Annotated in this window: 12 protein-coding genes and 1 pseudogene; 5 read left to right on the top strand and 8 right to left on the bottom strand. The window is 63.0% G+C overall.

Going from position 1 to position 11463, the window contains the following annotated elements:
- Positions 1-6: 6 nt before the first annotated feature.
- From JOE66_RS00185 to purB, 3 genes are all read left to right on the top strand, one after another.
- The gene (locus JOE66_RS00185) at positions 7-402 is read left to right on the top strand and encodes a phage holin family protein (protein WP_205106165.1); all 396 of its coding nucleotides are present in this window, start codon (positions 7-9) and stop codon (positions 400-402) included.
- Between the two features lie 78 nt (positions 403-480).
- Entirely contained in the window at positions 481-1044 is a 564-nt protein-coding gene (locus tag JOE66_RS00180) for a low molecular weight protein-tyrosine-phosphatase (protein WP_205106164.1), read from the top strand.
- 7 nt (positions 1045-1051) lie between these two features.
- Entirely contained in the window at positions 1052-2431 is a 1380-nt protein-coding gene (purB, locus tag JOE66_RS00175; RefSeq protein ID WP_205106163.1) for an adenylosuccinate lyase, read from the top strand.
- Between the two features lie 76 nt (positions 2432-2507).
- Here the strand turns inward: purB and JOE66_RS00170 are convergent, their stop codons facing one another.
- From JOE66_RS00170 to rpsF, 7 genes and pseudogenes are all read right to left on the bottom strand, one after another.
- Complete coding sequence (locus JOE66_RS00170; protein ID WP_205106162.1) at positions 2508-2855, bottom strand: hypothetical protein; 348 nt, start codon at positions 2853-2855, stop codon at positions 2508-2510.
- Positions 2852-3457 carry a hypothetical protein gene (locus tag JOE66_RS00165; protein WP_205106161.1) on the bottom strand — a complete coding sequence of 202 codons (606 nt, stop codon included), beginning with the start codon at positions 3455-3457 and terminating at the stop codon, positions 2852-2854. Before JOE66_RS00165 ends, JOE66_RS00170 begins: the two co-directional genes overlap by 4 nt.
- 88 nt (positions 3458-3545) lie before the next feature.
- Positions 3546-4922 (bottom strand): replicative DNA helicase, encoded by a 1377-nt coding sequence (dnaB, locus tag JOE66_RS00160; RefSeq protein ID WP_205106160.1) that lies wholly within the window; start codon positions 4920-4922, stop codon positions 3546-3548.
- Positions 4923-5314: 392 nt separating this feature from the next.
- On the bottom strand, positions 5315-5767 hold the full coding sequence (gene rplI / locus JOE66_RS00155) for a 50S ribosomal protein L9 (RefSeq protein WP_205106159.1): 453 nt from the start codon (positions 5765-5767) through the stop codon (positions 5315-5317).
- 9 nt (positions 5768-5776) lie between these two features.
- Positions 5777-6040: a 30S ribosomal protein S18 gene (gene rpsR / locus JOE66_RS00150; protein ID WP_104245567.1), complete on the bottom strand. Its 264-nt coding sequence runs from the start codon at positions 6038-6040 to the stop codon at positions 5777-5779.
- Between the two features lie 30 nt (positions 6041-6070).
- Positions 6071-6583 carry a single-stranded DNA-binding protein gene (locus JOE66_RS00145; RefSeq protein ID WP_205106158.1) on the bottom strand — a complete coding sequence of 171 codons (513 nt, stop codon included), beginning with the start codon at positions 6581-6583 and terminating at the stop codon, positions 6071-6073.
- A 168-nt stretch (positions 6584-6751) separates the two neighbouring features.
- Positions 6752-7081 (bottom strand): annotated as a pseudogene (rpsF, locus tag JOE66_RS00140) (30S ribosomal protein S6); the annotation flags it as partial.
- 211 nt (positions 7082-7292) lie between these two features.
- On the opposite strand from rpsF, the gene JOE66_RS00135 reads away from it, so the two are divergent.
- Entirely contained in the window at positions 7293-8510 is a 1218-nt protein-coding gene (locus JOE66_RS00135) for a glycosyltransferase (protein WP_239518360.1), read from the top strand.
- Between the two features lie 92 nt (positions 8511-8602).
- Entirely contained in the window at positions 8603-9673 is a 1071-nt protein-coding gene (locus JOE66_RS00130) for an inositol-3-phosphate synthase (RefSeq protein WP_205106155.1), read from the top strand.
- A gap of 66 nt (positions 9674-9739) precedes the next feature.
- Here JOE66_RS00130 and JOE66_RS00125 read toward each other — a convergent pair whose 3' ends face one another.
- Entirely contained in the window at positions 9740-11461 is a 1722-nt protein-coding gene (locus JOE66_RS00125) for a DUF4214 domain-containing protein (RefSeq protein ID WP_205106154.1), read from the bottom strand.
- Positions 11462-11463: the final 2 nt, after the last annotated feature.

Below are 11463 nucleotides of genomic sequence, written 5' to 3'. Positions count from 1 at the left end.
AGTCGCATGCGCCGATTCATCGTGTCTCTGATTGCCAACGCTATAGCCCTCTGGCTGACAACCCTGATCGTCTACGGCGGTATCCACCTGCGGCCCTATGCCTCCGGCGCCTTCGCCTGGGTGATCTCCCTCCTCTTCATCGCTCTCATCTTCGGCATCGTCAACGGCATCATCGGTACGTTGATCCGCATTGTGGCATTCCCGCTCTACATTCTGACGCTGGGCCTGATCTCGCTGATCGTGAATGCGATCATCCTGCTGCTTGCGAGTTGGGTGACGAGCTGGTTCGGTTTCGGCCTCATCGTCGATGGTTTCTGGTGGGCAGTGCTGGGCGCTCTCGTTCTCGCGATCCTCAGCGCAATCATCGGTGCCATCCTCAAGCCGTTCGCACGCAGCCGCTGACCGGTCGACGCGGGTGAGCGCCGCGCACGGGGTCGCAGCTGCGCACCGGGTGCGGTCACGATGAACGACAATGGAATCATGCCTGCCGACCGCCCCACTGATGCGAGCGGCGTGTTCCGCGTCTGCATGGTGTGCACGGGAAACATCTGTCGCTCTCCGATGGCGGAGGTCGTGCTGCGCAGGCTCGCATTCGACGCAGGCCTGGCCGACAGGATCGCCGTCTCTTCGGCCGGCACCGGAGAATGGCACGTCGGCGAGAAGGCAGACCCACGCACGGTCAGCTCCCTCGAGAAGAGCGGCTACGACGGTGCCGATCACCGGGCGCGCCAGTTCGACCCAGGCTGGTTCGACGATCTCGACCTGGTGATCGTGCTCGACCGAAGCCACGAACGGGTTGTGCGCGCGTGGGCGACGACCGATTCCGACCGGTCCAAGATCAGGCTCCTGTCGAGCTTCGACCCGGACTCCGGGCCCCTCATCGACGTTCCGGACCCCTACTACTCCACAGACGCGCTCTTCGACGAAGTGCTGCAGATCATCACGCGCGCGTGCATCGCTCTCTTCGCCCAGCTCGAGCCGGCGCTGCGTCACACGCCAGCCAGTTTCACAGCCCTGTACACCGACACCGACTCGAAAGTCTAGACACCCCATGGCCCTTCCCCTCCAGCCACTCAGCCCCCTCGACGGCCGCTACCGCGCTGCGGTCAGCGGCCTGGGCGAGTTTCTCTCCGAAGCCGGTCTCAACCGTGCGAGGGTGCACGTCGAGGTCGAGTGGCTCATCTATCTCACCGACCATGAATTCTTCGGAACCGAACGGATGACTGAAGACCAGGTGCGCGAACTCCGCCGGTTCGCGTCGTCATTCGGCCAGGCCGAGATCGACGAGCTTGCCGTGCTGGAGGCGACAACCAAACACGATGTGAAGGCTGTCGAATACCTCGTGCGCAATCGACTGGCCGCGCTCGGGCTCACCGAGATCGCTGAACTCACCCACTTCGCCTGCACCAGTGAAGACGTCAACAACCTCTCCTACGCGATAACCATTCGCGAAGCCGTCACCGAGGTATGGATGCCCGCCCTCCGCCGGGTCGTCGCCGAACTCCGCGCGGCAGCATACTCGTACCGCGACGACGCCATGCTTGCGCGCACCCACGGCCAGCCGGCAACCCCCACGACGATGGGCAAGGAACTCGCGGTCTTCGTCTACCGCCTCGAGCGTCTTGAGAAGCAGGTCTCGCAGGGTGAGTACCTCGCCAAGTTCAGCGGAGCCACCGGCACCTTCGCAGCACACCTGGCAGCCGACAACACAAAGGACTGGCCCCGCATCTCAGAGGAGTTCGTCACGAGCCTCGGCCTGACCTGGAACCCCCTGACGACCCAGATCGAATCGCACGACTGGCAGGCCGAACTGTATTCGCGTGTGGCACATGTAAACCGTGTGCTTCACAATCTCTGCACCGACGTGTGGACCTACATCTCGCTCGGCTACTTCACGCAGATCCCTGTCGTTGGTGCAACGGGTTCGTCGACGATGCCGCACAAGATCAACCCCATAAAATTCGAGAATGCCGAGGCCAACCTCGAACTCTCCAGCGCCCTACTCGACTCGCTCAGCCAGACACTGGTGACGTCACGCCTCCAGCGGGACCTGACGGATTCGAGCACCCAGCGGAACATCGGCGTGGCACTCGGCCACTCGTTGCTCGCCCTCGACAACATCGTGGCGGGCCTCGGCCAGATCTCTCTCAACAGGAAGCTCCTCGACGACGACCTCGACGACAACTGGGAAGTACTCGGTGAAGCCATCCAGACCGTTGTGCGCGCTGAGATCACGGCCGGGCGCAGTTCGATCGTCGACCCGTACGCACTTCTCAAGGAGCTCACGCGAGGCAAGAAGATCGGCCAGGCGGATCTCGTCGACTTCGTCACTGGTCTTGATATCGGGGACGAGGCGAAAGCCCGACTCGTGCAGTTGAGCCCGAGCACGTACACCGGCCTGGCGGGCGGCCTGGTCGACTACCTGGGCTGAGCAGCCCGGGCGTGACTCGGTGTGCCCAAGGGGTCAGCCGGCTGGTGGCGCGTCAGGGCCCCAGTCAATGCCCCCGTCAGTGCTCCAGGCTTCGCGGGGTGTCTCTGCGGGTGCCCTTGTCGCCACCGTCAGCCAGTTCCTGCGCCTCGGCCGCGTTGGGCTTGAACGTCAGCGTGAACATGGCCGTCACGATGAGCGCCACGATGAAGGCGATGCCGAAGAAGATGATGGCGAGGATAGGCTGGCGGGTCGACAGCAGCACGGTCAGGCCGACGAAGAGCCCCATTACCGCCGAGATGACGAGCAACTCTGCCGGCTTCAATATCTCTCTGCGGGTCGGTTTACCGAAACCCGACGGACCCTTCGCCGTCAGGCCGGCGTCAGGGGTTCCATTGGTGTCTGGCGTGGAGGACTGCTCGGTCACGGTGTCGTCTCTTGATTCAGTCGAGTGAGGTTCGATGGTTCGTGTCCCCAACGGAGCGAGAGCCCGCCGATGACCAGAAAGATGCCGAGGATGACGGCGTAGCCACCGAACAGTCCGACAGCGGTGACGATGTCCAGAGGCAGAAGCAGGAACACCAGTGCCAGGATGGCCGTGAAGCTGCCCACCGCGATCCAGTCGCGTGCCGAGAGTCGCTCAGACTCGGACTGCGCCGTTCTGCTGCGCAGCCCGCTGTAGAGCTCGAGAAAGCCCGTCAGCGATGCGTACAGGGTGACGATGTACAGAAAGAAGGGAACGCCGCCGCTGTTGAAGACCAGGGCCGCAGCACCCATGGCCAGGCCCACGATCGCCTGCGTCACGAAGAGTCGTCGGATCACGCCGGGCGCCATGACTCGCAGTGAGAGGAGGCTGACGAGCAGTGCCGACGTGACGGCGAACGCGCCGAACACGAAGAGCCCGACCTGCGAGGAGTGATTCAGGTTGAAAGCCAAGTACAGCCCCACCACGAATGCCGGTACGGCACGGGCGACAGGCACACCCCAGTAGGGTGACCGACCTTCCACGATGGCGGGCTGATGACTCACGGTGCAGCTGCCTCATTTCGCTCGGTGCTGACCCCCCATTGTATCGGTGCACACTGGAGCCTTCATGGGAGCGGCCGGTGTCGGCCGCTCAGTTGCGCGGCATGTCTGCGAAGCGCGAGAAGTGGCCGTGGAAGCCGACGGTGACGGTGGCGGTCGGCCCGTTCCGGTGCTTCGCGACAATGAGGTCGGCTTCGCCGGCGCGGGGGTTGTCTTTCTCGTAGGCGCTCTCGCGATGCAGCAGGATGACCATGTCCGCGTCCTGCTCGAGCGAGCCACTCTCACGGAGATCAGAGAGTGCGGGCTTCTTGTCTGCGCGCTGTTCCGGACCTCTGTTGAGCTGCGACAGGGCGATGACGGGAACCTGCAGTTCTTTCGCCATGAGCTTCAGCGCTCGTGAGAACTCGCTGACCTCCTGCTGCCGGGACTCGACACGTTTGCCGGAGGTCATCAGTTGCAGGTAGTCGATGATGACCATCTTCAGCCCCACCCGTTGCTTGAGCCGGCGGCACTTCGCGCGAATCTCGACCAGGGTCATGTTGGGGCTGTCGTCGATGTAGAGCGGAGCGTCGTTGATACGGCCGCGTGTTGCGGCGATCTTGGTCCAGTCGTGGTTCTCCACGGTTCCCTTACGCATACTCTGCAGGGGAATCGACGACTCGGCGGACAGGAGCCTCATGGCGATCTCACTGCGGCCCATTTCGAGCGAGAAGAAGATCGATGGCATGTCATGTTTGATCGATGCGGCCCGGGCGAAGTCGAGGGCGAGCGTCGACTTACCCAGTGCGGGACGCGCCGCCACAATGATGAGCTGGCCGGGGTGCAGGCCGTTGGTCAGTTGGTCGAGTTCTTCGAAGCCCGTCGGTACCCCCGTCATCTGGCCCTCGCGACCCTTGGCCGCTTCGATCTCATCGATGGCCGCATTCACCGCGGTCGTCAGCGGAACGTAGTCCTCGGTCTCTGTGTTGCCGTTGACGGCATAGATCTCGGCCTGGGCGTTGTTGACGAGGTCCATGACCTCGCCCTCACTCGCGTATCCCATCTGCACGATGCGCGTACCCGCCTCGACCAGTCGCCGCAGAATTGCCTTCTCGGCGACGATCGATGCGTAGTAACCGGCGTTGGCGGCCGTCGGGACGAGGCTGGTGAGAGTGTGGAGGTACTCCGCGCCCCCGGCGCGCACCAGCTCTCCTGACTTGGTGAGCTCATCGGTGACAGCAATGACGTCGGTCGGCTCGCCGTGCGAATAGAGATTGAGGATCGCATCGAAGACGAGTTCATGCTTCGGAATGTAGAAGTCCGCCCCGCGCACCACCTCAACGACATCGGCGACAGCGTCTTTGCTGAGCAGCATTCCGCCGAGCGCACTCTGTTCAGCGAGGAGGTCGTGCGGAGGGGTGCGCTCATGCCCACGGGTCTCTGAGCCCGAACGCTGGTCACTGGTCAGACCGAGATGTGCAATCGACACCCGTGCTCCTCTTCGCTTCTCTCACATGCTTACCGTCGACCCCCGACACTGCACGACAGGCGCACGGTGAGCAAGCTGCCTAAGACTAGAAAGCTCTCAGCACTGTTGCCAAATGCGCCTGTGCATAACTCTGTTGATAAAAACGACGAAACGCCGCGCTGCTTGTGTAGAACTTGTGGAATCGCCTGTGCACTCCAGGCCGATATTTCCTACTAAAAGGCTTCTGATCAGGCATTCATCTTCTCAACACCCTGTGCATAAACGGATGTCTATACCCTCGCTTGAATGTTAGGGAATCGCCGAAGACCTGTGCACAAAGGGCTTGACAATCGGCACAACAAAGGGGGACCGTACCGATACACGATCGGCTACGGCCCCCCTTCGAGGTACTGCTACTTGGCAGCAACCACCTGGATGGTGATCGTTGCGCTCAGGTCGTCGCGAAGTCGCACCTGCGCTTCGTGCGTGCCCGTCGCCTTGATGGGACTGGTGATCTCGATCTTGCGCTTGTCGAGCGAGCCGTGGCCCGCGGCGGCTACCGCGTCGGCGATGTCGCTGGTCTTGACCGAACCGAAGAGACGGCCTTCCTTGCCGGCCTTGATGGCCAGCTTGACGACGTTGGCCTCGAGAACCTGCTTGAGGTGCTGCGCTTCTTCGATCGTCGCGAGCTCGCGGGCAACACGAGCAGCCTTGATCGATTCGATCTGCTTCTCGCCGCCGCGGCTCCAGGTCACAGCAAAACCCTGGGGAATCAGGTAGTTGCGAGCGAACCCGTTCTTGACGTCTACGACGTCACCGGCGGAACCGAGGCCTGAGACCTCGTGGGTGAGGATGAGTTTTGACATTGTGGATTCCTACCTGCCCGAGCCTGCGTAGGGCAGCAACGCCATCTCGCGGGCATTCTTTACTGCGCGGGCGATGAGACGCTGTTCCTGGACCGAGACGCCGGTGATGCGGCGTGCACGGATCTTTCCTCGCTCGGAGATGAACTTGCGAAGGGTGTTGACATCTTTGTAGTCGATGACACCGACGCGGATCGACTTTGCCGGGGCGGCATTCTTGCCGTCTTTCCCCTTGCGGATCGGCTTGCGGCGATCGCCGCTGCTCTTTCCAGCCATGGTTATTCTGCTTTCTGAAAAAGGTGAAGTTTAGAAGGGGGTTTCGTCGCTGTAGCTGCCTGGAGTGTTCCAGACATCAGCGCCGCCACCGGAGTTCGCCGAGGCGGGGGCACTTGCTGCCCACGGCTCGTCGCCACCGCTGCTGACCTGGCTCCGGCCGCCACCGGAATTACCCGAAGACGAAGCGCGAGTGACCTGGGCGGTTGCGTAACGAAGGCTGGGGCCGATCTCGTCGACCTCGAGCTCGATCGAGGTGCGCTTTTCGCCCTCTTTCGTCTCGTAGGAACGCTGGCGCAGACGCCCGGTCGCAACGACACGGGAACCCTTCGTCAGCGAACCGGCCACGTGCTCGGCGAATTCACGCCACACGCTTGCACGAAGAAACAGCGCTTCGCCATCTTTCCAGTCGTTCGACGCACGATCGAACGTGCGAGGAGTGGAAGCGATGGTGAAGTTGGCAACCGCCAGCCCGTTCTGCGTGTAACGCAGTTCAGGATCGCCGGTGAGGTTACCGACGACGGTGATTACGGTTTCGCCAGCCATGATCGACTACTCAGCTGCTGCGGCAGGAGCCGCGGGGGCTGCTGCCGGCTTCGAAGCTGCACTGACACTTGCCGCTGCGCGAGCAGCAGGAGCAACAGGTGCTGACTTCGCCGGGGCAGAGGCGGCAGTCGAAGAGCTCTGGACCTTGGGCGCAGACGCCTTCGGGTTCGCAGCCGCGCGAGCAGCCTTCTCTTCTTTGCGCTTCGACTCGGCGGCAACCTGGGCGATGGCCTCTTCTGCACGAAGGACCTTCGTGCGCATGACGGCCTCTGAGAGCTTCAGCTGGCGGTCGAGCTCCACGGTGGACTCCGACGTAGCGGTCAGCTTCACGACGGCGTAGATGCCCTCGGTCTTCTTGTTGATCTCGTAAGCCAAGCGACGGCGACCCCAGATGTCGACGTTGTCGACTGTGCCGCCATCTTTGCGGATGACGTTGAGGAACTTGTCGAGGCTCGGTGCCACGGTGCGCTCGTCGATTTCTGGATCGAGGATGACCATGAGTTCGTACTGATGCGTCACTAACCCACCTCCTTCGGACTAGATCGGCCACAGAATTTCTGTAGCAGGAGGGTGTGTGCATACGTCTGCAGTTCTCGTGGGAGAACCCCACTGTACGCAGACAACCTGTAGAGACTACCAGAAACGGCATCCCGCGGCACCATTGCTCTCTCCACGATTGCACCACGGGCCCTAGAGTTGCACGGTGAGCATGAAACGCATCGGTCTCGTCTCCGTGCACACCTCCCCTCTGGCCCCACCCGGGGCCGATGATGCGGGCGGCATGAACGTCTACGTCGTCGCGCTCGCAGAGGCCCTGGCCGATCGAGGATTCGATGTCGAGTTGCTCACCCGCTCGTCGAACCCCCTCGACCCGGAGATCGGCCACACCCCGCGCGGGGTGCCTGTGCGGCTGCTGCGTGCAGGGCCCCAGCAGCCCGTACCCAAAGACGATCTCGCGCGTCACATGTACGCGTTCCGGGATGCCCTGCGAGCCCTGCCCGCATTCGACCTCCTGCACTCGCATTACTGGGTCTCGGGCGCCGCGGTGCTCTCTGTGGCCGAAGAACAGGGCATCCCGCACGTGCAGAGTCTCCACACGGTGGCGGCCCTCAAGAATCTCCACCTGGCTCCTGGCGATCATCCGGAACCGGCGGAGCGCCTGTGGGCCGAGAAGCGCCTCGTGACCGATTCGCAGGTGACCCTCGCATCGACAGAGGCGGAGCGCGCGGCGATCATCACGGCGTACGGCGTCGATCCTTCGCTGGTGGAGGTGGTGGTTCCCGGCGTCGACACCGAACTCTTCCACCCGGGGCCACAGGGCGCGGGTTCGTCGGCCCCTGAACGCGCGATCGTGCTGGCTCTGGGGAGGATCCAGCCTCTGAAGGGCCAGGATCTCGCGATCCGAGCCATCGCAGCCCTACCGGGGGCTCGGCGACCACGACTCGTCATCGCGGGCGCAGCGACGCCCGGCGAGACGAAGTTCGAGAAGTCTCTCCGACGCCTCGCCACCGAACTCGATGTCGCCGATGATGTCGACTTCGTCGGAACCCAGTCACGCGCCGAAGTTGCCCACTGGATGCGTGCGGCCTCCGTTGTTCTGATTCCGTCGCACTCCGAGACCTTCGGCCTGGTGGCGCTCGAGGCTGCGGCTTCGGCTACTCCTGTACTCGCCACGCGATCCTCGGGAATGCAGGCATCGGTTTGCGACGGCGTGAGCGGGATCCTGCTCGATTCGCGGGATCCTGGGGAGTGGGGCCGTGCACTCGATTCGTTGCTGGGCAAACCCGGCCGGCTCGCCGAACTCTCGGCGAGCGCCAGGGAGTTCGGCCTCCTGCATGACTGGGGAAAGACGGCCGACGCCACCGCCGATGCCTATCGCCGGGCTGGCAGCCGCATGATCGCGACACAGCGAACGCCCCTAGAATAATCAGTGCTCGCGCGCCACTCGCGCCGGAATCCCGGCGTTCGAAGGTCTCTCGGCGCGCTTTCGTTCTCCACACTCAGAAGAGGTTCAGCTGCATGGGCATCAAGGTTGCGATCGCCGGCGTCGGAAACTGCGCAAACTCGCTTGTGCAGGGGGTCACCTTCTACCGCGATGCGCCTGAAGATGAGGTTGTTCCCGGCCTCATGCACGTGCGTTTCGGAGAGTTCCACGTGGGCGACATCGAATTCGTGGCCGCGTTCGATGTCGACGCAGCCAAAGTCGGGCTCGACCTGGCCGACGCGATCTGGGCGAGCGAGAACAACACCCTGAAGTTCGCCGACGTCGCCCCGGCCGGCGTCGAGGTGCTGCGCGGCCCCACATTCGACGGACTCGGCGAGTACTACCGCCAATTGGTCGACGAATCTGAAGCGCCCGTCGTCGACGTGGTCGCCGCTCTTCGTGACAGCGGTGCTGAGGTGCTCGTCTGCTACCTGCCCGTCGGGTCTGAAGAAGCCGTCAAGTTCTACGCCCAGGCCGCCATCGATGCGAAGGTCGCCTTCGTCAACGCCGTACCGGTCTTCGTGGCGAGCGACCCGGTCTGGGCCGAGAAGTTCCGTTCGGCCGGCGTGCCGATCGTGGGCGACGACATCAAGAGCCAGGTCGGCGCCACCATCACCCACCGTGTGCTGGCCCGCCTGCTCGAAAGCCGTGGCATCGCCATCGATCACACCTACCAGCTGAACGTCGGCGGCAACATGGACTTCAAGAACATGCTCGAGCGCAAGCGCCTGCAGTCGAAGAAGATCTCCAAGACGCAGTCCGTGACCAGCAACATCGACGTCACGCTGCCCGAACGCGACATCCACATCGGCCCGAGCGACCACGTGCCGTGGCTGGATGACCGCAAGTTCGCCTTCGTTCGCCTCGAGGGCCATGGCTTCGGAAACGCCCCGATCAGCCTGGAGTACAAACTCGAGGTCTGGGACTCGCCGAACTCGGCCGGCGTGGTCATCGATGCACTCCGCGCTGCAGCGATCGCCCTCAGGGCAGGCATCGGGGGCCCGGTCGAATCGGCCTCGGCCTACTTCATGAAGAGCCCGTCGAAGCAGTACCCCGACGACATCGCCCGAGAACTGCTCGAGCAGTTCGTCGCCGACGCAGGTTAGTCAGACTTCTGTTCGAGCAGCTGCTCGGCGCGGAGGGAGATCCCCGCGCGCGCCAGGCAGTGTTTCTCAGCTGCCCGGGAACCTGGTCGATGCCAATGAATAGTATTCATCGCTGTTGGTGAATCCGGAACGCACGGCGGCGTCGCCCGCGCGAAGGTCGTAGTCCGCCCAGAACTGCACGCCCATTTCGTCGGGAACACGGCCGAGGTAGTGCTGGTACATCAGCGAGACGCGCGATCGCGCCGCTTCGAGTGAATTGTAGATCTGCGCGACGATCCAATCGCGGTTGAAGCCGGTCTGCCAGCTACCTGGGTGCACCAAGTCCAGGTTAGACAGGTCGTGCTTGATCGATGCCTGCACCCAGAATTCCTCTTCGGTGAATGTTGCCGTTCGCCCGAGGATCGCCTGGTACACCCCGCCGACCCACTGATACTGGTTCGCCCCGTTGCGGTTGTAGAACTCCTCCGATGCGTAGAACGATTTCTCGATGTCATCGGTGGTCACGGTTCCGCGGTGCATGGCATCGAGCCAGAATGCTCTACCAGAGGGATCTGGCCCACGATCGAGAATCGAGTTGTAGGCGTTGTCGATCCGGATCAGCCGGTATTCGTCGCTGCCGGCGAACGCAGACGCCACACTTCCGCGCGAGTCCCCGACGGCAAACCGGTGGCCCCAGAAAACGACCTCGCTCTCACCTGGGCGACGGTTCAGAAAGTCCTGGTATAGCGCGGTCACGAAGGCTCTCACGGGAGCAGATACTCCCGGGGCCGAGACTGGTGACTCCGTCAACACGAATGGCTGGGTCAACGACTGCCCGTCCTTCAGGTCGAGTGTTGGCGACGTCTTGTTGCTGAAGGCCCTGCTGCCCGAATAGAGGAGATTCACCCGGTACTTCGCCGGAAACAGCTGCGTGATCGAGTACGAACCCGACGACATTGTCAACGCCGGATCGATGGTGACCCAGGTCTTCGCCTTCGTGTCGAACGTATCGACAGAAAGTGAATAGGAGTCGGCCGAAGTGCACGGTGCGCACGTTATCGATCCGGAGATCGTGCCGGGCCTACTGAGGCGGGCGTTCGCGCCCGTACTGTTCTGCCCCGCCGTCAGCGAGATCTCCACCCCATCGGGGTTGAGCGCCGTCGAACCCAGCCATTGCTCGAACCCGTAGCCGCTGAACTTGACGCGGTAGGTTCCCGCGGGCACCCTCGGCAGTGTGTAGCTACCGTCGCTGTTCTCGTTCTTCCAGAACAACCATCCGTGATCGACATCTGACGCGTCGTAGAGAAGAACCTGGACCCCGGGCGCAGGGTTCCCGCTCTGGTCGGCGACGGTACCGCTGATCGACCCACCAAGCGCGAGCGTCGCATCGATGCCGGCCCGATCCGCCGCCACAGTGAGCACACCCGCGGCCGTCGGCGAGGTGCCATAACGCTGGAACCTGGCGAGTCCCGAGCCGACTGTGCTCGTATCGACGAACGACGCCGAACCCTGGTAGACGAACTCCAGGACAAGTGGCACTCCGTTTGCAACGGTCACCGAATAGTTCCCACTGGCATCGGTGGTTCCGATCACGGGCCAATCCGAGCCCCCGTACCATGAGCTCTCCGCGTAGTACCACAAGGAGACACCGACTTCACCGGCGCCCGCAGGATGATCGGCAGTACCCAAATCGACGTGACCGGAGATCACACTCGTGTCGGCAGCCTGCGCTGACGCGGCGGGTCCCAAGCCGACCACAAGGCCCGCCGCAACGAGCAAGACAGAGATGCCCGCAAGAATTCTTTTCACGA

This window comes from Subtercola frigoramans (genome assembly GCF_016907385.1).
Taxonomy (GTDB): domain Bacteria; phylum Actinomycetota; class Actinomycetes; order Actinomycetales; family Microbacteriaceae; genus Subtercola; species Subtercola frigoramans.
The sequence above is the reverse complement of the archived record's forward strand: the minus strand, read 5'-3'. Positions and strand labels throughout refer to the sequence as shown.

Excerpts from the sequence above, each read along its gene's own strand:
- JOE66_RS00145 (WP_205106158.1), bottom strand. The coding sequence starts at position 6,583 with ATGGCTGGCGAAACCGTAATCACCGTCGTCGGTAACCTCACCGGCGAT.
- JOE66_RS00130 (WP_205106155.1), top strand. The coding sequence starts at position 8,603 with ATGGGCATCAAGGTTGCGATCGCCGGCGTCGGAAACTGCGCAAACTCG.
- purB (WP_205106163.1), top strand. The coding sequence starts at position 1,052 with ATGGCCCTTCCCCTCCAGCCACTCAGCCCCCTCGACGGCCGCTACCGC.
- rpsR (WP_104245567.1), bottom strand. The coding sequence starts at position 6,040 with ATGGCTGGAAAGAGCAGCGGCGATCGCCGCAAGCCGATCCGCAAGGGG.
- JOE66_RS00135 (WP_239518360.1), top strand. The coding sequence starts at position 7,293 with ATGAAACGCATCGGTCTCGTCTCCGTGCACACCTCCCCTCTGGCCCCA.
- JOE66_RS00185 (WP_205106165.1), top strand. The coding sequence starts at position 7 with ATGCGCCGATTCATCGTGTCTCTGATTGCCAACGCTATAGCCCTCTGG.
- JOE66_RS00180 (WP_205106164.1), top strand. The coding sequence starts at position 481 with ATGCCTGCCGACCGCCCCACTGATGCGAGCGGCGTGTTCCGCGTCTGC.
- rplI (WP_205106159.1), bottom strand. The coding sequence starts at position 5,767 with ATGTCAAAACTCATCCTCACCCACGAGGTCTCAGGCCTCGGTTCCGCC.